Consider the following 24,612-nt stretch of genomic DNA (forward strand, 5'->3'; position numbering starts at 1 on the left):
AGTATTTTGCATCAACCCTTTCTTTTTTGAAATAAGTTAGGTTCAACCATATTGTTGCTCATTATTGGTGCATTTTAGCTCTTACTCGGGTGAAACAGGGGAGAAAATTTTTGAATATATACCTTAAAATATTTTATTTCTTATGTTAGGGAATCGAAGAGCAAAGTCCGAAAAGAAAGTGTATTCGGACAAGGAAGAGCAGCGTTACATTTTACCCGAGTCAGAGTGGTCGTTCAGTTTAAAGACGGAAGCCTTGGTTTTTCACAAAATCAGCACAATCCTATAACATCGCCAGAAAAAAATAGGGAAATATTGCAGGAGCATTATCTTAGGCAAAGTTCAGATCCGTTTCCGCGGCTCTTTTAACCCAAGCTATGGGATGAGGAAAAACTCCTTTAAATCATCGACAGAAACACGTTATCCAATGGTTAAGACCTACGTTCCTAAGCTGTTGTTCTAGAGCTCTTGACCAAATTGAGAAGAGATTTAGTGGGATAACTCACCGATCCTTTCTTTCATTCATAAGATGTTGGAGTAGTTGATATTTTAAAAAAACGATAAAACAAAATGAGTTCATTAACTTATAATCTTGCCTTAGCTTAGGATTTCAAAAAAAGAAGGTGAATTTTTTATGCTGACAGGATTGCATTTAGCAGTCATCGGTGGAGACGCAAGACAGTTGGAGATTATCCGTAGATTAACTGAGCTTGATGCAAAACTCTCACTAATAGGCTTCGAGCAGCTTGATCACGCATTTTCAGGAGCGGTAAAAGAGAAGATAGATGAAGTCGATTTTTCCATCATCGATGCCATTATTCTTCCGGTAGCTGGAACAGGTTTAGACGGTCAGGTTGATACAATCTTTTCAAATGAAAAGGTATTATTGTCTGAGGAGATATTGCTGGAGACACCATCACATTGCACAGTTTATTCAGGAATCACCAATTCCTATTTAAGCGGAATCACTAAAAAAGCGGATCGCCGCCTTGTTCAGCTTTTTCAAAGAGATGACGTTGCTATTTATAATTCAATCCCGACGGTTGAAGGTACAATTATGATGGCTATTCAACATACAGATTTTACGATTCATGGTTCAAACGTGCTTGTTCTAGGTCTTGGTAGAGTTGGAATGACCGTAGCTAGAGCTTTTAATGCCTTAGGTGCCTATGTAAAGGTGGGGGCAAGAAAAACAGAGCATATTGCAAGAATAACAGAAATGTCACTTACTCCTTTTCAATTAAAAAATCTCGGAGAACATGTTAGAGATGTGGATATATGTATAAATACGATTCCTCATATGATCGTGACAGCTTCGGTGATATCGAAAATGCCACCGCACACATTGATTATTGATTTGGCTTCAAAGCCTGGAGGAACTGATTTTCGTTATGCAGAAAAAAGAGGAATTAAAGCATTGATAGCACCTAGCTTGCCAGGTATCGTTGCACCTAGGACAGCAGGGCAAATATTGGCGAACGTTCTGTCAAGAGTACTGCAGGAGGATTTACAATCACGAAAGGGGTAAGGAGCATGAGTGTTAATGGTAAGAGGATTGGTTTTGGGTTAACTGGTTCCCATTGTACGTACGATGAAGTTTTTCCAGAAATAGAAAAGCTCGTTCATGCAGGGGCAGAAGTTTTGCCAGTTGTAACCCATACCGTCAAAAATACAGACACACGTTTTGGAAAAGGGGAAGATTGGATCGAACGGATTGAAGACTTAACGGGAAATAAAGTTATTGATTCCATTGTAAAAGCAGAGCCGTTAGGCCCCAAAATTCCACTTGATTGTATGGTTATTGCTCCATTAACTGGGAATTCGCTTAGTAAATTTGCGAACGCAATGACTGATTCTCCTGTATTAATGGCCGCAAAAGCTACTCTGCGAAATCGTAAACCAGTCGTCTTAGGAATTTCAACCAATGATGCTCTCGGTTTAAATGGTGTCAATTTAATGAGGTTGATGGCAACAAAAAATATATATTTTATCCCATATGGTCAAGATGATCCGATTAAAAAGCCGAACTCGTTAGTGGCAAGAATGTCTTTATTACAGGACACGGTGGAGGCAGCGATGAAAGGGGAGCAGCTTCAACCAGTACTTGTTGAACGGTATAAAGATCAATAGTATTTACTAAAAAAATGGCGGCAGGTGGAATACCCCTTATCAAAAGAAGGAGGATGGGGACTGAGATTTTTCAGCGATCCATATTTGATGAAAAATCTCTCCCGTTGCCGCTAAAAATAGGAATGGATAATTCTCTCTCAATGAGACAAAATTTTATTTCATTAAAGTATGAATATGGTAAAATAGATCATATTATGATGTAATATTTAATAGTAATACCTCTTTTTATTTTAAAAATCATGAAGTTTAAAACGAATTCTACAAAGATGAATCGGTCTCATTTTTATTACATTATGATTAATGAAACTAATTTTATAGAAGGTACATGTATGTTAGCTTCTATTTAAGTCTAGCCAACAATTCATATATAGATGGGAAGGGGAAACAATTATGACAGAAAGAAAAGCATTTCATGTAGCAGTAGTTGGAGCAACAGGAGCGGTTGGGCAACAAATGCTAAAAACTCTTGAAGAGCGGAATTTTCCAATTTCGACGTTAACATTGCTGTCTTCACCACGTTCTGCTGGAAAGGCAGTGATTTTTAAAGGACAAGAATATATCGTTCAAGAAGCAAAACCAGAAAGCTTTGAAAATGTTGATATTGCTCTTTTCAGTGCTGGAGGCGGTGTATCCAAAGAACTTGCTCCAGAAGCGGTTAAAAGGGGAGCGATTGTGGTCGATAATACGAGTGCTTTTAGAATGGATGAAAATACGCCGCTTGTTGTACCAGAGGTGAACGAGACCGATTTACATCATCATAATGGAATCATTGCTAATCCAAACTGTTCTACCATTCAGATGGTGGTCGCGTTACAGCCAATATTTGAAACGTTCGGTTTAAAAAAGGTGATCGTCTCCACTTATCAAGCTGTTTCTGGTTCTGGTGCACAGGCTGTCGAGGAACTTTATGAGCAAACAAAGGCGATTATTGAGAATGAAGACTTCGAACCAAAGATTTTACCAGTTAAATCGGATAAGAAGCATTATCAAATTGCTTTTAATGCGATTCCGCAAATTGATAAATTTATGGACAATGGCTACACATTTGAAGAAATGAAAATGATTAACGAAACGAAAAAGATTATGCATTTACCTGAATTAAAGGTTGCGGCAACATGCGTAAGATTGCCTGTTGCTACAGGACACTCTGAGTCACTTTATTTCGAGGTAGAGAAAGCTGGGGTAACACCTGAAGACATTAAAGCTTTATTGCAGGATGCTCCTGGTGTTGTCCTACAAGACGATCCACAGAATCAAATTTACCCAATGCCTGCTGACTGCGTCGGTAAAAACGATGTTTTTGTTGGGCGGATTCGCAGAGATTTAGATGAAGAAAACGGCTTTCATATGTGGGTTGTATCGGATAATTTGCTAAAGGGTGCTGCTTGGAATTCAGTTCAGATTGCAGAAAGTTTAATTAAAATCGGACTAGTTAAATAAGTTTTCGGGATAGATTGCTCGCAAACAACTAAGAATGAAATTAAGAAAAGAGCCTTTCTAATAATTGAGGTGTTACGATGAAGATTATCGTTCAAAAATTCGGGGGAACTTCTGTAAGAAGTGAGGAAACGCGAGAATATGCCAAAAAACATATTCAAAAAGCACTCCTAGAAGGATATAAAGTAGTGGTTGTCGTCTCAGCCATGGGACGAAGTGGAGATCCCTATGCAACGGATACACTGCTCTCATTAATTGATGGAGCAAAAACAATGGTAACAAAGCGCGAGCAGGATCTTCTTCTCTCATGCGGGGAAGTGATTTCCAGTGTCGTCTTTACAGAAATGCTGCTCAAAAACGGGATTAAGGCAACCTCTTTAACAGGGTCTCAAGCAGGATTCCGAACCAATCATGATCATACCAATGCAAAGATTGTAAAGATGGAATGCGATCGGTTGCTTGAAGAGTTGCAAAACTATGATGTCGTCGTTGTTGCTGGATTTCAAGGAGCTGCCAAAAATGGTGATACAACGACGATTGGCCGAGGTGGAAGTGATACCTCTGCATCAGCATTAGGAGCAGCACTTCAAGCTGAATGGGTCGATATTTTTACCGATGTAGAAGGAATCATGACAGCGGACCCCCGTATTGCAGAAAATGCGCGACCGCTGAGTGTTGTTACGTATAACGAAGTATGTAACCTTGCTTATCAAGGAGCAAAGGTCATTCATCCACGCGCAGTGGAAATTGCTATGCAGGCAAAAATTCCAATCCGAATTCGTTCCACCTATTCGGACAATCCCGGGACGCTTGTGACGACGTTAAATCGCAGCAATAGAGGCAGTGATATTAATGAGCGCACAGTGACAGGGATTGCCCATGTTGCCCCGGTTACACAAATTAAGGTGTTGGCGAGAAAGGGTGAATACGACCTTCAAGCAGAAGTTTTTAAGTCGATGGCCAATGAAAAAATAAGCGTCGATTTTATCAATATCTCTCCTAACGGTGTCGTGTATACGGTAACTGATGAAATGAGTGAAAAGGCAGAAGAAATTTTAAAAGCCAAAGGATATGAACCGCTGTTAGAAAGAAATTGTGCAAAGGTTTCAATTGTAGGAGCTGGTATAGCTGGGGTCCCTGGTATTACAGCGAAGATTGTGACTGCCTTATCGGAAAAGGGAATAAGAATTTTACAATCTGCTGATAGTCATACAACGATATGGGTATTAGTAAAGCAGGATGATCTTGTCACAGCAGTCAATACGCTGCATGATGCTTTTGAGCTTCAAAATGATACATTTGAATATGAAAGATTGGATTAATGGTTGAAGAAGTTTTCCAACTGTGAAAATAATGAACTTCGAATCGTGTTAATTGTACACAAGGGAGTGTAAATATGGCTTTATTTGGTAGAGTTTCAACCGCAATGGTAACCCCATTTGATAATAAGGGACATATAGATTTTGCCAAAACAACTCAGTTAATTAATTATTTGATTGAAAACGGAACGGACTCTCTCGTTGTTGCTGGAACAACTGGTGAATCTCCGACATTGACTAAAGAAGAAAAAATCGCATTGTTTCAGCACGTTGTAAAAATTGTCGATAAGAGAATTCCGGTTATTGCGGGGACGGGGAGCAACAACACATATGCTTCTATCGAGTTGACAAAAAAGGCAGAACAGCTTGGTGTTGACGGAATTATGGTGGTCGCTCCTTATTATAATAAACCAAATCAGGAAGGTCTGTACCAGCACTTTAAAGAAATTGCCGAAGCAACAACATTGCCTGTGATGGTCTACAATATTCCAAGCCGTTCTGTAGTCAATATTTTACCCGAAACAATTATTCGTTTGGCTGAAATTCCGAATATTGCAGCCGTGAAAGAGGCAAGCGGAGATTTAAATGCGATGACAAAAATTATTGCTAATACGCCAGAAGATTTTCTTTTATACAGTGGTGACGATGGGATTGCACTTCCGGTTTTAGCGATCGGAGGAACTGGTGTTGTTTCAGTCGCATCGCATATCATTGGAAAAGAAATGCAAGAAATGGTGCACGCATTCTTGAACGGGGAGCATAGACGTGCAGCCGAGCTTCATCAAACGCTTTTACCAATGATGGAAGGTCTTTTTAAAGCACCGAGTCCCGTACCAGTAAAAACAGCTCTTCAGTTAAAAGGGTTAAATGTCGGTTCAGTACGATTGCCGTTAGTCCCTTTAACAGAGCACGAGCGAAATGCGCTAATTGCTTTATTAAATAAGGCTTAATGCTTTTAAAAAGCCGGCTCAAACGCTGCAATTAAGCAGTGTTTGAGCCGGTTTTTTATAGATTCGGTTCTCTTTATGCCAAGCGCAAGCAGTCCGCCTTCGTCGAGAAAACTTTTAGGCATCTTTATTTATAGAAAGCTAATGTAAAAGCACTTTATATAAGAGCACTTGAAAATTATTGGTTGGAAAGGGTTCCCACCCTTTTGGTTATGATAAAGACAGGTACTTAAGACTTGGAGTAATGGAGATTCGCTAAAATTGATTGGAAAGGGTTTCAGTTTTCAAGTATAATGATGGTAACTGATCTCGGGTCGGAAACAACAAGTAGGAGGAAGTATGACATTGAACATAAGAAAGAATGAAAACATCAAGATAGTAGCTCTAGGAGGAGTCGGAGAAATTGGCAAAAACATGTATGTGGTTGATGTGGACGAGGACTTATTAGTCTTAGATGCGGGTCTCATGTTTCCAGAAAATGAAATGCTCGGAATTGATATCGTCATCCCGGATATTACCTTTCTCACGCAAAATAAGGAACGGATAAAAGGGATTTTTCTCTCCCATGGACATGAGGATCACATCGGAGCACTTTCCTATCTTTTACGTCATGTACAAGCACCGGTATACGGTACGAAGCTTACGCTTGCCCTTGCCAAAGCGAAACTGAAGGAACAGGAATATAAAGGAAAAACGAATTTTGTGGAGATACACTCAGATTCAATTATTGATCTGAGTACGGTTACCGTCTCTTTCTTCAAAACGAATCATAGCATTCCTGATTCTGTTGGTATTGCGATACATACATCAGAAGGGGCAATCGTCTATACGGGCGATTTTAAATTTGATCAGGCAGCCACCGATCTTTACAAGCCAGAAATAGGGAAAATGGCAGCTTTAGGTGAAAAAGGGGTACTCTGTCTTTTATCAGACAGTACGGATGCTGAGAAGCCGGGTTATACACCATCAGAGGCGATTGTAGTTCGTTCGATGAAGGATGTATTTTATAACGCAAAGGGTAGAATAATTGCTGCCTCTTTTGCATCAGACTTAAATCGAATTCAGCATATTTTTGATGCTGCTTATGAAAGCAGAAGAAAAATTGTTGTAGTAGGGAAGAGTTTGCAGCAAGTATTTGATATTGCGATCGAGCTTGATTATCTTCATGTCCATCATGAATTAATCATACCGATTGATGAATTGAAGGATTATGATGACGATGAAATTGTCATCTTAGCAACAGGGATGCAAGGAGAGCCAATTGAAGCACTTCAAAAGATGGCAAAGGGGCAGCATCGATATATAAATATTCAAGAGGGCGATACGGTTCTAATTGCTGCCTCTCCATTACGCGGCGGTGAGGTATTCATATATAAGACAATTGATATGTTGAGTCGTGCAGGTGCCAGCGTTATTTCTGGAAGACGGATGGTTCATACTTCAAGTCATGGCAGCGAAGAAGAACTTAAATTCATGATTAATATGATGAACCCGAAGTTTTTTATTCCGGTACATGGTGAATACCGCATGTTGAAGGCCCATAGTAAAATTGCGAAAGAATGCGGGATTACTGACGATCGAATTGCGATGATCGATAAAGGGGATGTTCTTGAATTAGAGGGTGATCAAGTTAAAATTGCTGGAAAAGTGCCCGCTGGAAACATATTAGTTGATGGAAGTGGAATCGGTGATGTTGGCAATATTGTTTTAAGAGACCGCAAACTTTTATCGCAGGATGGTGTTCTCATTGTTGTAGTAACCTTAAATAAGGCGGAAAAGAAAATTTCGGCAGGTCCTGAAATTATTTCACGCGGCTTTGTTTATGTACGGGAGTCTGAAGAGCTTATGGTCGAGTCTGTTAAACTTGTAAAAGGAGTTGTGGAAAAAAATATTAGCCAAGAGTTTTTTGATTGGGCGAGTATTAAACAAGACATGCGAGATGGGCTCAACCAGTTTTTATTTGAAAAAACGAAACGAAGACCGATGATTATGCCGATTATCATGGAAGTATAGAGAGCGTCCTTGTGGACCTCTCTTTTTTATCATGTGGTTTTGTTAATCAACATTTTGTGAAACTTTGTTTACACATGCTCTGATTCCATGTAAGGCAAGAAATTCGTATCCCCGTCTTGCGAGAAAACAACTGGCATTTTAACCTTCCTTCCGATAAAAAGCTGGCTCCGCATTTAATCTCAGTTACAATCTCTTTCTAATTGCTTTCCCTTCTTTTCGCCTGTGATTTTCTGCATGAATTTGCGGGCCAGGTTCAATACTAACAATAAGTTATTGTACAGAAGGGAGAATATGGAATGGAGCACAACAGTAAATTTACAAGTGAGCAGGAGGAAGGACAGGAGCAGCCCAAAGAGGATAAGTCCTCTCCTTTAATGGAAAAAATTCAACAGCTAGGGCAAACAAATGTTCCTCAGCTCTCGCAAGATTCAAAAATTCACTGTTTAACAATAGTTGGACAAATTGAAGGTCATCTTCAATTGCCACCCCAAAATAAAACAACAAAATATGAACATCTGATCCCGCAAATAGTAGCAATTGAGCAAAACCCAAAAATAGAAGGGCTATTAGTCATTCTTAACACAGTTGGTGGGGATGTTGAGGCAGGTTTAGCGATTTCGGAAATGCTGGCATCGTTGTCAAAGCCAACCGTTTCGATTGTTCTAGGTGGCGGCCATTCCATCGGAGTTCCGATTGCCGTCTCATGTGATTATTCATTTATTGCAGAAACGGCAACGATGACGATTCATCCAATCCGCCTAACTGGTCTTGTGATCGGTGTTCCGCAAACGTTTGAATATTTGGATAAAATGCAAGAGCGAGTGGTAAGCTTTGTGACACGGCATTCAAACATTTCGGAAGAAAAATTCAAAAATTTGATGTTTGAAAAAGGAAATTTAACAAGAGATATCGGTACGAATGTAATAGGGACAGATGCGGTTAAGTATGGATTAATTGATGAAGTTGGAGGAATTGGTCAAGCGATGAGAAAATTGGATGAATTGATTGAGATAAATAAGAAAAACAGTGAGGAGTTGATTCAGTGATCTTATATACGATGATGCCTCAGGAGCTTATTTTCCCAAGCGACGAACATGAATTTGGCAAGCAAAAGCAAATATTGCATGAGGGCATCCCACTCATTGTTGAAGCGACGGGGGAACAAAAATATAGAGTTATACGCAATCTTAGTAGCGACCCAAACCATTTTCTCGATCAGCGCTACAGTCCAGGTGCGATGATTTCGATCCATTAATGCCCAAGAACGATGGTATTAGAGAAAAGACTTATGGTATAATAGGTTCACCTCAAAAGAAAGGCAGCCGTTTAGGCTGCTTTCGTTTTGAAAAATAATTACAAGATTTAAGGTGATTGAATGGCAAAAAGGAAACGTAGAAGAAGCACAAAGCAAAGTACTCAGTTTAAGCGAACGATCCGCTTCGAGCTTATCGGTCTTATTTTTATTGCATTAGCAGCCATTTCAATTGCAGGATTAGGAGCTGTTGGAAGGGCGATTGTTTTATTTTTCCGCTTTTTCACTGGTGAATGGTTTATGTTGTGTTTGTTGGCACTTGCCGTAGTAGGAGGATATTTTATCTGGAAGAGAGAAATTCCAAACTATTTCCATCGGAGGCTTGTGGGGATTTATTTAATTGTAGCCTCACTTTTACTGTTAAGCCACGTCACCTTATTTAATAATTTGTTAAACAATGGGAAGTTTGCTGATCCAAGTGTGATTAAGAATACGTGGGAGCTTTTTTGGATGGAGGTAAATGGCGAAACGAGCACGACCGATCTTGGCGGAGGAATGGTCGGAGCAATATTGTTTGCCTTATTTTACTTTTTATTTGATGAGGCAGGTTCAAAAATTATTGCTGCTGTTTTGATTATGATTGGAATTGTACTTTTAACCGGTAAAACGTTTGGAGAGGCAGCAGTTAAGATGCTTCTCTCAATTGGGCGATTTGTTAAAAATCAATGGAAAAAATTCACCGATGATTTAAAAACTGCGAAGGAAAAAAGAGTGGCTAAAAAAGAAGCAACTCGTGCGAAGGAACAAGCATGGAAAGAACAACAAAAAAAGGAAGAGATGATAGCTCCGCATTCAGGTGAGCAGGTTTTGAATGAACGAGAGGAACCGTCCGAGCCGATTATTTCTAGCTTTGCGGAAAGAGCTTACGTCCAGCCTGAAGAAGATATACATAAAAGAAATGACAAAAAAGAGGCGGAGTCTGCGGAGAATGATGAAGAACAAGCTCCGACGATTACCTTTACGGAAGTGGAGAATGTCGATTATGAACTTCCGCCAATTAAGTTATTAAAGCTACCGAGACATACGGATCAAAGCGGTGAATATGAATTGATCCATGCAAATGCGGCAAAGCTTGAAAGAACATTTCAAAGCTTTGGTGTGAAGGCGAAGGTGACGCAGGTCCATTTAGGTCCCGCTGTAACAAAGTATGAAGTACATCCCGATGTTGGGGTTAAGGTTAGCAAAATCGTTAGTCTTAGCGATGATTTAGCTCTGGCATTAGCGGCAAAGGATATTCGCATTGAGGCGCCTATCCCAGGTAAATCTGCAATTGGAATTGAAGTTCCAAATTCTGAAGTGGCGATGGTTTCTTTAAGGGAAGTGCTTGAATCAAAGCAAAATGATAAGCCAGACTCTAAACTAATGATTGGATTGGGCCGGGATATTACAGGAGAGGCCGTGCTGGCAGAATTAAATAAAATGCCGCATTTGCTCGTTGCAGGAGCTACAGGTAGTGGAAAAAGTGTTTGCATAAACGGTATTATTACGAGTATCCTCATGCGCGCTAAACCTCATGAAGTGAAGCTAATGATGATCGATCCGAAAATGGTCGAATTAAATGTATATAACGGAATCCCGCATTTGCTTGCGCCAGTGGTGACAAATGCGAAAAAAGCTTCACAAGCCTTGCAAAAAGTAGTTAGTGAAATGGAACGTCGCTATGAATTGTTTTCGCATACAGGCACGCGAAACATTGAAGGATATAATGAATACATGAAGAAACATAATGCCGAGTCTGGTGCTGAACAGCCTTTACTTCCATACATCGTTGTTATTGTCGATGAGCTGGCAGACTTGATGATGGTAGCTTCATCGGATGTAGAGGATGCCATTACACGTCTTGCACAAATGGCACGTGCAGCTGGCATACATCTGATCATCGCTACACAACGACCATCTGTTGATGTCATTACCGGTGTTATCAAAGCCAATATTCCCTCACGAATTGCGTTTGCTGTTTCTTCTGCAACTGATTCCCGCACCATTTTGGACATGGGTGGTGCTGAGAAACTACTAGGAAGAGGGGATATGCTCTTTTTACCAGTCGGTGCTTCTAAACCAATACGTGTACAAGGTGCTTTTCTATCAGATGACGAAGTCGAGGAAATTGTTGACTTTGTGATCGACCAACAAAAAGCCCAGTATCAGGAAGAAATGATTCCAGACGATCTTCCGGAAACAACGTCTGAAGTCGAGGATGAGCTGTACAATGAAGCGGTGGAATTAATTCTTGAAATGCAAACAGCCTCAGTTTCGATGCTGCAAAGACGGTTCCGTATCGGCTATACGAGAGCAGCCAGATTGATAGATGAAATGGAGCTTAGAGGGGTAGTTGGACCGTATGAAGGCAGTAAGCCTCGTGCAGTATTGATGGACAAGCCTTCAGAAGAGGCAGGTTCTTAAATGCGTTATACTATTGAAATCCCTTCCCCACTTTTGCAATGAAAGGCTCATAATGTCTATCATTGCAAGGTTTTGTAAATTTTTTTGAAGTAAAATTTGTAGAATCTTGTCTTTCTCTATTTATTTATGAACTGAAAAATGGTATAGTATTTTCGATTAGTAGGAATGATTATACATCAGAGGTCTGATGTCTTGGAGAAAATTGGTTGGAGGAAGTAAAGGATGTCCATCAAATCAGATAACAGACATTTATATTTACAGGTGATTGATCGGATTAAACAGGATATCGAAAAAGGGATTTACAAAGAGAAGGAGCAGTTGCCCTCTGAATTTGACCTGGCAAAGCTTTTAGGAGTTAGTCGGGCAACACTAAGAGAGGCGTTGCGAATCCTTGAAGAAGAAAATGTGATTATCCGACGCCATGGTGTGGGGACATTTGTTAATGCTAAACCTTTATTTTCCTCTGGAATTGAACAGCTTAATAGTGTAACCAATATGATTGTTCAAGTCGGAATGAAGCCAGGTACCATTTTTCTAAGCTCGGATACTCTAGGTGCAACCGAGGAGGATATCCGTCGATTCGCATGTTCTGAAGATGATGAAATTTTTGTGATGGAAAGAGTTCGCACTGCAAATGGAGAGCCGGTCGTCTATTGCGTGGATCATGTGCCGCATCATTATTTACCTCAAACCTTTTCACATGAGAGGGAATCACTTTTCCATGTATTAGAAGAGACTTCACAAAGAAAAATTACATACGCCATTGCCGAAATTGAACCGCTTGGATATCATGAACGAATTTCACCAATACTAGAATGTGACCCTGAAACTGCTTTGCTTGTTTTAAAGCAAATGCATTTCGACGAAAAGGATATGCCGATTCTTTACTCGGTTAATTACTTTCGAGCAGACAAGTTCAGCTTTCATGTCTTGCGAAAGAGAATTTAAGCTGAAGAGGTCCTGATGTTAATCTACTAAATCAAATTTATAGGGGGTACAAACCTTGAAAAAGCGTAAATTTGGATTAGCTTTATCACTCGTACTTGCTGCAGGAACAATTTTAGGTGCTTGTGGAAACAACGAAAGTGAACAAGGCGGCGGAGATGAAGGAAAGGATAATAAAGCATCCGACTTCAAAGTTGGTCTTGTAACAGACACTGGTGGGGTAGATGATAAATCATTTAACCAATCTGCGTGGGAAGGTTTAAAAAAGTTTGGTGAAGAAAAAGGCTTAACAGAAAATGAAGGGTACCGTTACCTTCAATCAGAAAAAGAAGCTGATTATATTCCGAATTTGAGTCAATTTGCTGAAAATGGATTTGATGTTACATTTGCAGCTGGATTTTTACTAGCTGATGCGGTTAAAGCATCTGCAGAGCAAAATGAAAACGCACATTTTGCGTTAATTGATAGTCTTTTATCAGATGAAAACGGAGAACCAGTCTGGTTAAATAATGTTTCTAATGTTACATTTGATGAGCATAGTGGTTCATTCCTAGTTGGTGTAATTGCTGCAAAGCATACGAAATCAAAGAAACTTGGTTTTGTTGGAGGAGTTGATTCACCACTAATCAAGAAGTTTGAAAACGGCTTTAAAGCCGGTGTTAAATCAGTTGACCCTACTATTGAAGTAGTTGTTCAATATGCTGGTGACTTTAATAAGCCTGAAAATGGAACAAGCATTGCTTCCACAATGTATAGTGGAGGGGTAGACATTATTTATCATGCTGCTGGTGGAACTGGTAACGGAGTATTCACTGAAGCGAAAAACCGTAAAGCAAACGGTGAAGAAGTATGGGTAATCGGGGTTGATCGTGACCAACATGAAGAAGGACTTCCAGAAAACGTAACATTAACTTCAATGGTTAAACGTGTTGACAATGCTGTTTATGAAATTTCTAAAATGGCATTAGATGGAAACTTCCCTGGTGGAAAAGAAACAGTATTTGGTCTTGCTGAAGAGGGAGTAGGAATCGCTCCTACAACAGAAAACGTAAGCCAAGAGGCACTAGATATAGTGGAAGAATTTAAACAAAAAATCCTTGATGGGGAAATTGAAGTACCTAAAACGGATGAAGAATTTGAAGCATTCGAAGCTTCACTACAATAAATAAGAGTTTCAATGTAAGGCTAGTGGCAACACAATCACTAGCCTTACTTTTCCGAGAAAAGGTTCTCTGGAAAGAATTAGAAGAGATGTTATTGCCTCATTTATTCTTTAGAAAAGGCTGCAAAAAAGTAACATTTTTAAATGTAAAAAAATGCTTAATAACGACAAATATAAAAGAAGCTTCGATCGTCTGAAGAATAAATGAGCCAATAAACAACGAGACGATCACGTCCTTAAAGTTATGAGAACGTTCGTTCAATACATATTTTACTTGGCACGTTTGAAATCGATTTGTTGTTTAGTAGGATCTAAAAGTGATAATTTTTTCCATTCAAATAGGGAGTGATATTGGTGGAATACGTAATCGAAATGAATGGCATTCGAAAAGAGTTTCCAGGCATTGTTGCGAACGATAATATTACCTTACAAGTTAAGCAGGGAGAAATTCATGCATTGCTTGGTGAGAACGGTGCAGGGAAATCGACTTTAATGAATGTTCTTTTCGGTTTATATCAACCGGAAAAAGGAGAAATAAAGGTTAAAGGTGAACCCGTAAAAATTACTGATCCGAATGTGGCGAACCGTTTAGGAATAGGAATGGTACACCAGCATTTTATGCTCGTCCATAATTTTACGGTCACGGAGAACATTATTCTAGGCAGTGAACCTACTGTTGCTGGGAAAATCAATATTAAAGATGCGGCAAAGAAGGTTGAGGAACTTTCGAAAAGGTATGGCCTTGCTGTCGATCCGTACGCTAAGATTGAGGATATTTCTGTAGGGATGCAGCAGCGGGTTGAAATTTTAAAGACGCTTTACCGTGGGGCCGAGATATTAATTTTTGATGAGCCGACTGCAGTGTTAACACCTCAGGAAATTAAGGAGCTTATCCAAATAATGGGCAAGCTAGTTGCTGAAGGAAAGTCGATTATCTTAATTACGCATAAACTTAAGGAAATCATGGCAGTTTGTGATCGCTGTACAGTTATACGTAAGGGAAAAGGAATTGGAACAGTTAATGTTGCAGAAACGAATCCTGATGAGCTCGCTGCCTTAATGGTGGGACGCGAGGTGCATTTTAAAGTGGATAAAAAGGATGCTGAGCCTCAAGAAGTAGTGCTGGAGATAAAAGATTTAGTCGTTACCGATGCGAGAAATATTCCCAGTGTAAACGGACTTGACTTAGATGTGAAAGCCGGGGAAATATTAGGAATCGCAGGAGTTGATGGAAACGGTCAATCTGAGCTTATTGAAGGAATTACAGGTCTTAGGAAGATAAAATCAGGGAGCATAAAAATTAATGGGAAGGAAACATCCCATTTGTCCACACGTAAAATCACTGAAACAGGGATTGGACATATTCCAGAGGATCGCCATAAACACGGGTTGGTGCTTGATTACACAGTGGGGGAGAATATTGTCTTACAAACCTATTATCAAAAACCGTACTCAAATTCTGGCATTTTAAATGACAATAAAATCTATGAAAAAGCGAAAGCCTTAATTGCGGAATACGATGTTCGAACACCTTCAGAATACACGCCTGCCCGAGCTTTGTCAGGTGGGAACCAACAGAAAGCAATTATTGCGAGAGAAGTCGATCGCAGTCCAAGTTTATTAATCGCTGCCCAGCCAACAAGGGGACTAGACGTTGGCGCAATTGAATTTATCCACTCCAAGCTGATTGAAGAACGAGATAAAGGCAGAGCGGTCCTGTTAATTTCATTTGAACTGGATGAAATCATGAATTTAAGTGATCGAATTGCCGTAATATATGAAGGTAAAATCGTTGATGTAGTAGACCCTAAAGAAACAACAGAGCAGGAGTTAGGGCTATTAATGGCTGGTGGCAAGAGAGAAAGAGAAGGTGTTTCATAATGCAAAAACTCCTGAAAAATGACAAGTTATTTAATATTGTTGTACCTATTTTTTCAGCCATTTTAGGGATGCTTGTAGGAGCGATCATCATGCTAATTGGTGGTTACGATCCAGCGGCAGGCTTCAGTGCTTTATTTCAAGGAATGTTTGGAAGTCCAAAAAATATCGGTGAAATGATTCGCGCTGCTTCTCCACTGATTCTAGCCGGGCTTGCAGTTGGTTTTGCTTTTAAAACAGGGCTGTTTAATATAGGGGTTGAAGGGCAGCTATTAGTAGGATGGCTAGCGTCTGTTTATGTTGGCTATGCTCTTAATTTACCGGCAGTTATTCATATTCCTGTAGCGATCCTAGCTGCAGCAATCGCAGGTGGGCTTTGGGGGATGATTCCCGGGTTTTTAAAAGCAAAATTTAAAGTACATGAAGTTATTGTAACGATAATGTTAAACTATGTAGCGCTTTATACAACAGCGGATATTATTAAAAGATATTTGTATGCAGGTAATGAGAAATCATACAAAATTCAAGAATCAGCTTCGCTTTCATCTGGTTTTTTATCTGATTTGACAAATGGCTCTCGTCTCCATTGGGGCATTTTGGCTGCCGTTTTAATGGCAATCATCATGTGGTTTCTTTTAGAAAAAACAACGACGGGCTATGAATTAAAAGCAGTTGGGTATAACCGCCACGCTTCACAATATGCGGGTATGAATGTTTCCAAGAACATTGTATTTTCCATGACCATTTCTGGCGCATTTGCTGGAATTGCTGGAGCGATGGAAGGATTGGGAACATTCCAAAATATGACGGTGCTTTCTGCATTTACGGGAACGGGATTTGATGGAATTGCTGTGGCTCTATTAGGGGCAAATAATCCATTCGGGATTATTATTGCTGGAGTATTATTTGGAGGTTTGAATACAGCAGCGCCGCAAATGAATTTCAATGCGAACGTCCCTTCAGAACTTGTTGAGATTATTATTGCCTTAATTATTTTCTTTGTTGCATCTAGTTATTTAATACGCTTATTACTTACACGCTTTAGCAAGGAGGGGAAATAACATGAGCTTTTTAGATATTTTGGTGATTATTATTCCCGCTACGTTGTATACAGCAGCCCCTCTCATTTTTACTGCTCTTGGTGGAGTAATGAGTGAACGTTCAGGCGTTGTGAACATCGGTCTTGAAGGGCTTATGCTATTTGGAGCTTTTGCTGGTGTTGTGACAACTTTAACTCTTCAAGACAGTGTTGGTGCGGCTGCACCATGGATTGCGATCGTTGTTGCAGCGATTGCTTCCGGGATATTTTCTCTTGTACATGCTGTCGCAAGTATTACTTTCCGTGCAGATCAAACGGTATCAGGGGTAGCGATTAACATGCTGGCGGCTGGACTGACCCTTTTCTTGATTAGACGGATTTACAATAAAGGGCAAACTGATTTTGTTGATTACCGCATTAACAAGCAGGATGTTCCCTTTTTATCGGATATTCCGGTAATTGGTGATATTTTCTTTTCACGTATTCCTTATACATCCTATATTGCCATTTTCGTTGCCATTCTAGTTTGGTATATTATTTTCAAAACCCCATTTGGTTTACGGCTTCGCTCCGTTGGTGAACATCCAATGGCTGCCGATACAATGGGAATTAATGTGAATCGCATGCGCTATATTGGCGTTGTTTTATCTGGCGTATTTGCTGGAATTGGTGGCTCTGTTTACGCGCTTTCGATTTCTGGTAACTTTACAGGGCATACGATTGCTGGACAAGGATTCCTTGCTTTAGCTGCGATGATTTTTGGTAAATGGCATCCAATCGGAGCATTGGGAGCTGCGCTATTTTTTGGATTTGCAACTTCTTTAAGTATCACTGGTGCACAAATTCCATTGCTTCAAAATATTCCATCAGTATTTTTAATCATCGCGCCATATGTGTTAACGATTCTGGCACTAACCGGGTTCGTTGGTCGTGCAGATGCTCCAAAGGCTTCAGGGATTCCTTATGTCAAAGGACATCGTTAATCGTAATTTCTGACCTGACTATTGTCAGGTCTTTTTTGATCCGATGATTGTCTTCTACTTGAAATGGAAAATAGCGGCAAGGTATAGTAATAATATCTTCTTGAAAGTTTAACAAAAATTATTGGGTATGATAGTAAGGAGTATGTATGATGCTAAGGAGGATGTCTTAATGACTGTTATATCAGAATCAGTGAAAGAAATGGAAGGCTACAATCTTCATATCGTAAAAACTGAAAAATTCAAAACGAATACACTTGTTTGGAAAATGAAAGCTCCAATAAGCAAGGAAGAAGTAACACTTCGGGCATTGTTGCCGTATGTTTTGCAGAGCAGTTCAAAAAAGTATCCATCCTCAACAAAGCTAAGAGCTTTTTTAGACGAATTATATGGAGCTAGCTTTTATGTCGATTTGGCCAAAAAAGGAGATTATCATGTTATTAGCTTCGCTTTAGAAATCGCAAACGAGAAGTTTTTATCCGATAAAACGCCGCTTTTAAGGATAGGGATGGAATTTTTAGCGGAAATTTTGACAAATCCAAACGTTGCCAATAATGCCTTTGAGCAAGATACAGTTGAAAAGGAGAAGCGTACACATAAACAAAGAATTCAATCTAACTATGATGATAAGATGAAATATTCAAGTACAAGACTAGTGGAGGAAATGTGTAAAGGGGAACGATATGCTCTTCATGTCCATGGAGAAATGGATGAAGTGGCTGGGATAACGGCACAAAGTTTATTTTCCTATTATAAAAAGGCATTTTCAGAGGATGAACTCGATTTATATGTAATAGGGGACGTATCCGAAGATGAAGTGGCAGCAATAGCACATGAAAAAATTAAGTTTTCTCCCCGTCAGCCAAAACTCGTTGAACGGAGTGAAGCGGTTGCAGAACGTGAAGTAAAAACAATTAATGAAGTGCAGGACGTCAAGCAAGGGAAATTAAACATTGGTTTTCGCACAAATATATTTTATGGCGATGAGGACTATTATGCCCTTCAAGTTCTAAATGGTATTTACGGGGGTTTTTCTCATTCGAAGCTATTTATAAACGTTCGAGAAAAAGCCAGTTTAGCTTATTATGCAGCCAGTCGTCTGGAGAGTCATAAAGGCTTGATGATGGTCATGTCGGGAATTGAACACAGAAATTATGAGCAGGCAGTAGCGATTATTAATGAGCAGATGGCTGCAATGAAAAAAGGCGATTTTTCCGAACAGGAGCTGGCGCAAACAAAGGCAGTCATACGTAATCAGCTTTTAGAAACCATAGATACGGCAAGGGGAATAGTTGAAATCCTTTATCATAATGTCGTTTCACATCAAAACATCACATTGGATCATTGGCTGGAACAAATGGAAAGAGCAACAAAGGAAGATATCGTAAAGGTTGCTCAAAAAATCCAGCTTGACACTGTTTACTTTTTAACGGGACAGGAGGCGGTGCAATAATGGAAAAAATCACATTTGAACAATTACAAGAAGAGCTTTATTATGAAAAATTAGCCAATGGATTAGATGTCTATATCCTCCCGAAACGGGGATTTAATAAAACGTATGCAACTTTTACGACAAAATATGGATCGGTCGATAACCACTTTATCCCTCTTGGCAAGGAAGAGTTTGTCAAGGTGCCTGATGGCATTGCCCATTTTCTTGAGCATAAACTGTTTGAAAAAGAGGATGGGGATGTTTTCCAACAATTTAGTCGCCAAGGTGCATCTGCGAATGCGTTTACTTCCTTCACAAGAACAGCCTATCTCTTTTCCAGTACTTCAAATGTGGAACTGAACTTAGAGACATTAATGGATTTTGTCCAAGAACCTTATTTTACAGAAAAAACAGTTGAAAAGGAAAAAGGAATTATTGGCCAAGAAATTACGATGTATGATGATAATCCAGATTGGCGACTTTATTTTGGTTTAATCGAAAATCTCTATCAAAATCACCCTGTTAAAATTGATATTGCTGGAACGATCGATTCCATTTCCCATATCACGAAGGATATGTTGTATGAGTGCTATAACACTTTTTATCATCCGAGCAATATGTTATTGTTCGTGGTCGGACCGGTTGATGTCGAGAAGATAATGAATCAAATTAAAGAAAATCAAGCTAAGAAACCATTTGAATCACAGCCAGAGATTAAAAGACGATTTGAAGCTGAAAAAAAGGAAGCGAACGAAGGAAAGAAAATTCTTGAAATGAATGTGCAAACTCCGAAATGTCTGCTTGGAATAAAGGCATTGCATCATGACCAAAGTGGAATGGAAATGCTGAAAAATGAACTGACTACGAATGTACTGTTGGATATGCTGTTCGGAAAAAGCTCAGTTAATTATGAACAGCTTTATAACGAAGGATTAATTGATGATACATTTTCCTATGATTATACGCAGGAATCGGGCTTTGGCTTTGCCATGATTGGTGGCGATACAAGCAATCCTGAGCAATTAGTGGCAAGACTGAAGGAAATGCTTTTTGCCATAAAAAACGGTGGCTTAACGGAGGAAGCATTACTAAGAACAAAAAAGAAGAAGATTGGTGGTTTTTTACGGGCAGTCAACTCTCCCGAATTCATTGCCAATCAATTTACACGCTATGCATTTAATGAAATGAATTTATTTGATGTTGTCCCAACACTTGAAAAAATGACAATTGATGAAGTAAAAAGGGTGGCAAACGAGTTTATTTCTGAAGAGCGTTTATCGGTCTGTCAGATCATGCCAAAGAAAAAATAAGAGCAGTGTTTTAGGGGAGCAGGAAGGATTTTTTATGAAGAAATTTGTGTTAATTACTGGTGCAAGTGGGGGAATTGGCAGGGCGATCGCTTTGACCCTTGCGAAGGAAGGATATAATCTTTATTTGCATTTCTATAAAAATGAACAGTCTATTCATCAGCTTATGGAGGAGCTCTCCCGTTATGAAGGGGAGTACATTCCGATACAAGCGGATCTATCCTCACGTAATGGCTACAAATTGGTTGTATCTCAGATATTTTCACTCGATGCCATCATTCACAATAGTGGGATGAGTCATTATGGTCTTCTTGTTGATTTGCAGGAGGAAGAGGCGGAAAAATTAATTACTGCACATGTTACAAGTCCATTATTGCTGACAAAAGAACTGCTGCCTAAGATGCTGAGAAATAAAAGTGGCAACATCATTGTCATTTCCTCGATTTGGGGCCAAACAGGAGCCGCTTGTGAGGTTGCGTATTCCACCGTTAAGGGTGCACAACTCTCTTTTGTTAAGGCATTGAGCAAAGAGGTTGCTTTAGGTGGAATCAGGGTTAATGGCATTGCTCCAGGAGCGATCCAAACACCTATGATTACGGCTTTTTCAGAGGATGAGCTTGCAGATCTGGTTGAAGAAATTCCAATGGGGGAATTAGGAAAGCCAATACATGTTGCTGATACCGTGTCATTTCTTTTATCAGAAAGAGCCGCTTATATAACTGGACAAATTATCGCTGTTAATGGCGGCTGGTATGTGTAAATGAAAGGATGGCTCATTCATCCTTTGGTGACACTACTATACCTATTAAAAACCTTGATGAAAAAATATGTAAAATATGTATAATATCCCTGTCAAGTAAGCAAAATAACCACGTAATATAATTAAGGAGGTTATTTCATGTCTGTACTTGAAAATTGGAATCAATGGAAAGACTTTTTAGGAGATCGCTTACATCAGGCTCAAAATGAAGGAATGAATCAAGAGGTTATTAGCGATATCGCGTATCAGGTTGGTGATTATTTAGCAAAGCAAGTAGATCCGAAGAACGAACAAGAAAGAATTTTAGCTGATCTTTGGTCTGTTGCTACTCCAGAAGAGCAGCATGCGATTGCTAACGTAATGGTTAAGTTAGTACAAAATAATGGAAATTCCTAAAATGTTTTTGTTTATTCTTAAAGAGAGGCTTCGCCTCTCTTTTTTACTCGTGGTTTAGGTGCTCGTTGTGGTCGAGCCCACTTTGAAGTCTCTATGTCTACCGCACCTCAAGCAGCTAAGTGCTAACCAACATCCCCGATAAGTTAAGGGAATCCCAGCCGGCTTTAATTATTAAAGAGCAGACATGTTGTAATTTGGCAGGTTGATTATGCACAGGGGAAATTCCTTTGGTCCGTCCTCACTGGAATCATTGAATGCTCCTGATCATTTATTTTACAAAAATGACTTTGAAATAGGGATAAAAATTGTCATATATATGGGAATAAGAATATAATTGTTATGGGTGCTCTTATCTATATCTTTTCTAAACTTGAACTCGCTTTTTTCTTTCATATTCATAGAAAATCCTTTATTATAGAAGCTAGATGAATTTGCTTATTTTTGGTGATTTTGTCGAATAAGAGAATAATTTGGAGAATGCCAGCAAAGCTCTTTCCAAGCTGATGGAATTCATAAAGATACCATGCGCACCTTGGGATCACAGGCACTCCTATATTTCTACTTCTAAGGAGGTTTTCCATGGAAAAGCAAGAATGGTACTTAGAATATGAAATAACAACAAATCGCCCTGGACTGCTTGGTGATATTTCGTCATTGCTAGGGATGCTTTCTATTAATATTGTGACGATTAATGGTATCGATGAGGGCCGACGCGGGCTGTTAATTTTAGCTAAAAACCATGATCAAATTGTTAGACTAGAGTCTATTTTACATACGATGGATACAATAAGAGTCATAAAGCTCCGTGTTCCAAAGCTCCGGGATCGATTAGCTGTTCGGCATGGGCGATACATACAAAGAGATGCCGATGATAAAAAGACTTTCCGCTTCGTTCGGGATGAGCTTGGATTATTAGTTGATTTTATGGCAGAATTATTTAAGAAGGATGGTCATAAGCTTATTGGCATTCGTGGCATGCCACGCGTTGGCAAAACAGAATCTGTTGTTGCTGCCAGCGTTTGTGCTAATAAAAGATGGCTATTCGTATCATCAACATTATTAAAACAAACCATTCGCAATAAATTAATTGAAGATGAGTATAGTGAGGATAATCTGTTTATTATCGATGGGATCGTCTCAACAAGGAGAGCTAATGAGCGTCATTGGCAATTGGTGCGGGAGATTATGCGCTTGCCTGCCGTGAAAGTTGTTGAGCATCCTGATATATTTGTGCAAAATACAGAGTATACTCTCGATGATTTTGATTATATTATTGAATTGCGAGATGATCCTGAACAAGAGATTACATACGAAGTTGTTGAAAAAAATAATATGTTTTCTGATTCTGACTTTGGTGGTTTTGATTTTTAATGTAAGGTCGGATTCCTTAACCAAGGTTGAATATGATATGTAGGGTTGAAAATGATGTCTTCGATTGCTCACATTATGGAATGGTGATAGAGACATAATGAAAATTATCAGTTGGAAGGTGTTACAAATTGACGGAATTAGGGAATCGTTTAAAGGAGGCTCGTCTTGAAAAAGATATGAGCTTAGATGATTTGCAAGCTGTGACGAAAATTCAAAAAAGATATTTAGAGGGAATAGAAGAAGGAAATTATAGCATGATGCCGGGACCTTTCTATGTCCGTGCCTTTATTAAACAATATGCGGAAGCAGTCGATTTAGAGCCTGAGGAGTTGTTTGAGCAATATCAAGCGGATGTCCCTACAGCTTTTAAAGACGATTTACCTGAGAAGCTTTCCCGTGTTCAAACTCGCAGGAATATTTCAGGGGGAAATTCTAAATTCTTTGATATTCTCCCGAAAATATTGGTTGCAGCCTTTATAATTGGTGCGCTGGCAGTCATTTGGTATTTTTATTCGCAAACTGCCGGTAAAGATACGAATGAGCAGATAGAAAATAATTCTGATGGGGCATCTTATGAGGAAGCTGAGAATTTATCGCGTGAGCCAGTAGAAGAGCCAGTTGTTGATGAAGAAGAGGATGAGCAAAATGGTAAAGATGAAGATGTTGATTCAACCGAAGAAGAGGTTGCACAAGAACAAGAAATAACGGTTGTGGAATCGCAAGGAAGAAGAACTACTTATGAACTCAAAAATGCCGATAACTTTGAGCTGAAGCTTGTTTCCACTGGTGAAACTTGGGTGAGTATTAAAAATGGTGCTGGTCAATCAGTCTTCCAAGGAATGCTTACGACAGGTGGTACGGATAGTCATACAGAGGATTTATCAAATGAAGAAGAAGTTGTGATCAGGGTTGGAAGTGCGCCAAACACAGAGATCTATATAAATGACGAAAAGCTGGAATATGCTGCAACGCCTGAAAGCCAGACCGTACAAGATATTACGATTCGTTACACGAAAACTTCTGAATAGTCATCGATTCGGTGACTATTTTTCGCTTTTAACTATTTTGTCTTCTGCATCGATTTTTACTATACATGTGTAGAGAATGAAGACCATGATTAAGGATTAGGATTGATCTATATTTTTAAAGTTGGAGGGTAAATTAAATGAATTTGCCAAATAAAATAACCGTCTCAAGAATTTTACTTATACCTCTGTTTCTTCTTATAATGCTCTATCCTTTTTCCTGGGGTGAGATGAAATTTCTTGGTGCAGAACTTCCAATTGCCCATTTTGTAGGAGCATTGATTTTTATTATAGCCTCTACGACCGATTGGATTGATGGCTATTATGCCCGTAAATATAATTTAGTAACGAATCTTGGGAAGTTTTTGGACCCGTTGGCGGACAAGCTACTCGTTTCGGCAGCGTTGATTGTTCTTGTCCAAATTGGTATGGCATCATCATGGATTGTGATTCTAATTATTAGCAGAGAGTTTGCGGTAACAGGACTTCGAGCAATTTTGGCTGGAGAAGGGGAAATTGTTGCTGCCAATATGTTGGGGAAAATAAAAACATGGACGCAAATTATTGCGATTTCAGCTTTATTATTACATAATATGATTTTTGAACTCGTGTCATTGCCGTTTGCTGATATAGCCCTTTGGGTCGCTGCATTTTTTACAGTTTGGTCAGGCTGGGATTATTTTAGTAAAAATAAACATGTTTTCATCAACTCCAAATAAAAGAATCTACGATATTTGGCTGGACATAACTTTCATGGGT

General features: G+C 39.3%; 21 protein-coding genes. All 21 read left to right on the top strand.

Features of this window, described 5'->3' with window-relative positions; genetic code table 11:
- Positions 1–631 precede the first annotated feature (631 nt).
- The 21 genes from dpaA (at position 632) to pgsA (ending at position 24,572) form a co-directional block, all read left to right on the top strand.
- Positions 632–1,525, top strand: coding sequence for a dipicolinic acid synthetase subunit A (dpaA, locus tag FCJ93_RS02660; RefSeq protein WP_095308161.1), 894 nt, complete (start codon positions 632–634; stop codon positions 1,523–1,525).
- A gap of 5 nt (positions 1,526–1,530) precedes the next feature.
- Complete coding sequence (gene dpaB / locus FCJ93_RS02665; protein WP_095308163.1) at positions 1,531–2,127, top strand: dipicolinate synthase subunit B; 597 nt, start codon at positions 1,531–1,533, stop codon at positions 2,125–2,127.
- 390 nt (positions 2,128–2,517) lie between these two features.
- On the top strand, positions 2,518–3,567 hold the full coding sequence (gene asd, locus FCJ93_RS02670) for an aspartate-semialdehyde dehydrogenase (RefSeq protein ID WP_095308165.1): 1,050 nt from the start codon (positions 2,518–2,520) through the stop codon (positions 3,565–3,567).
- A 77-nt stretch (positions 3,568–3,644) separates the two neighbouring features.
- The gene (dapG, locus tag FCJ93_RS02675; RefSeq protein ID WP_095308166.1) at positions 3,645–4,886 is read left to right on the top strand and encodes an aspartate kinase; all 1,242 of its coding nucleotides are present in this window, start codon (positions 3,645–3,647) and stop codon (positions 4,884–4,886) included.
- Positions 4,887–4,960: 74 nt separating this feature from the next.
- Positions 4,961–5,833 carry a 4-hydroxy-tetrahydrodipicolinate synthase gene (dapA, locus tag FCJ93_RS02680; RefSeq protein ID WP_137742847.1) on the top strand — a complete coding sequence of 291 codons (873 nt, stop codon included), beginning with the start codon at positions 4,961–4,963 and terminating at the stop codon, positions 5,831–5,833.
- Positions 5,834–6,169: 336 nt separating this feature from the next.
- Positions 6,170–7,843, top strand: a complete 1,674-nt coding sequence (locus FCJ93_RS02685) for a ribonuclease J (RefSeq protein ID WP_211344077.1) — start codon at positions 6,170–6,172, stop codon at positions 7,841–7,843.
- Between the two features lie 296 nt (positions 7,844–8,139).
- On the top strand, positions 8,140–8,889 hold the full coding sequence (locus FCJ93_RS02690; RefSeq protein WP_095308170.1) for a ClpP family protease: 750 nt from the start codon (positions 8,140–8,142) through the stop codon (positions 8,887–8,889).
- The gene (locus FCJ93_RS02695) at positions 8,886–9,098 is read left to right on the top strand and encodes a YlzJ-like family protein (RefSeq protein ID WP_095308172.1); all 213 of its coding nucleotides are present in this window, start codon (positions 8,886–8,888) and stop codon (positions 9,096–9,098) included. The genes FCJ93_RS02690 and FCJ93_RS02695 overlap by 4 nt, the downstream gene beginning before the upstream one ends.
- Before the next feature lie 120 nt (positions 9,099–9,218).
- Positions 9,219–11,558: a DNA translocase FtsK gene (locus FCJ93_RS02700; RefSeq protein ID WP_137742849.1), complete on the top strand. Its 2,340-nt coding sequence runs from the start codon at positions 9,219–9,221 to the stop codon at positions 11,556–11,558.
- Positions 11,559–11,780: 222 nt separating this feature from the next.
- On the top strand, positions 11,781–12,506 hold the full coding sequence (locus FCJ93_RS02705; RefSeq protein WP_095308176.1) for a GntR family transcriptional regulator: 726 nt from the start codon (positions 11,781–11,783) through the stop codon (positions 12,504–12,506).
- 55 nt (positions 12,507–12,561) lie between these two features.
- Positions 12,562–13,668, top strand: coding sequence for a BMP family lipoprotein (locus tag FCJ93_RS02710; protein ID WP_137742850.1), 1,107 nt, complete (start codon positions 12,562–12,564; stop codon positions 13,666–13,668).
- Positions 13,669–14,019: 351 nt separating this feature from the next.
- Positions 14,020–15,546, top strand: coding sequence for an ABC transporter ATP-binding protein (locus FCJ93_RS02715; RefSeq protein WP_095308180.1), 1,527 nt, complete (start codon positions 14,020–14,022; stop codon positions 15,544–15,546).
- Positions 15,546–16,604, top strand: coding sequence for an ABC transporter permease (locus FCJ93_RS02720; RefSeq protein WP_095308182.1), 1,059 nt, complete (start codon positions 15,546–15,548; stop codon positions 16,602–16,604). The genes FCJ93_RS02715 and FCJ93_RS02720 overlap by 1 nt, the downstream gene beginning before the upstream one ends.
- A gap of 1 nt (position 16,605) precedes the next feature.
- The gene (locus FCJ93_RS02725; RefSeq protein ID WP_095308184.1) at positions 16,606–17,565 is read left to right on the top strand and encodes an ABC transporter permease; all 960 of its coding nucleotides are present in this window, start codon (positions 16,606–16,608) and stop codon (positions 17,563–17,565) included.
- 169 nt (positions 17,566–17,734) lie between these two features.
- Positions 17,735–19,015, top strand: coding sequence for an EF-P 5-aminopentanol modification-associated protein YfmF (yfmF, locus tag FCJ93_RS02730; RefSeq protein ID WP_137742851.1), 1,281 nt, complete (start codon positions 17,735–17,737; stop codon positions 19,013–19,015).
- On the top strand, positions 19,015–20,304 hold the full coding sequence (gene yfmH / locus FCJ93_RS02735; RefSeq protein ID WP_137742852.1) for an EF-P 5-aminopentanol modification-associated protein YfmH: 1,290 nt from the start codon (positions 19,015–19,017) through the stop codon (positions 20,302–20,304). Before yfmF ends, yfmH begins: the two co-directional genes overlap by 1 nt.
- A gap of 34 nt (positions 20,305–20,338) precedes the next feature.
- Positions 20,339–21,061 (top strand): elongation factor P 5-aminopentanone reductase, encoded by a 723-nt coding sequence (gene ymfI / locus FCJ93_RS02740; protein ID WP_137742853.1) that lies wholly within the window; start codon positions 20,339–20,341, stop codon positions 21,059–21,061.
- 138 nt (positions 21,062–21,199) lie between these two features.
- Positions 21,200–21,457 (top strand): DUF3243 domain-containing protein, encoded by a 258-nt coding sequence (locus tag FCJ93_RS02745; RefSeq protein ID WP_095308192.1) that lies wholly within the window; start codon positions 21,200–21,202, stop codon positions 21,455–21,457.
- Positions 21,458–22,036: 579 nt separating this feature from the next.
- Positions 22,037–22,828: a DUF3388 domain-containing protein gene (locus tag FCJ93_RS02750; protein ID WP_095308194.1), complete on the top strand. Its 792-nt coding sequence runs from the start codon at positions 22,037–22,039 to the stop codon at positions 22,826–22,828.
- Positions 22,829–22,956: 128 nt separating this feature from the next.
- A complete protein-coding gene (locus tag FCJ93_RS02755; RefSeq protein ID WP_137742854.1) occupies positions 22,957–23,856 on the top strand; it encodes a helix-turn-helix domain-containing protein in 900 nt (299 codons plus the stop codon).
- Between the two features lie 137 nt (positions 23,857–23,993).
- Entirely contained in the window at positions 23,994–24,572 is a 579-nt protein-coding gene (gene pgsA, locus FCJ93_RS02760) for a CDP-diacylglycerol--glycerol-3-phosphate 3-phosphatidyltransferase (RefSeq protein WP_095308198.1), read from the top strand.
- The last annotated feature ends 40 nt before the right edge of the window (positions 24,573–24,612 follow it).

It is taken from the genome of Robertmurraya siralis, from assembly GCF_005502275.1.
GTDB lineage: Bacteria > Bacillota > Bacilli > Bacillales > Cytobacillaceae > Robertmurraya > Robertmurraya siralis.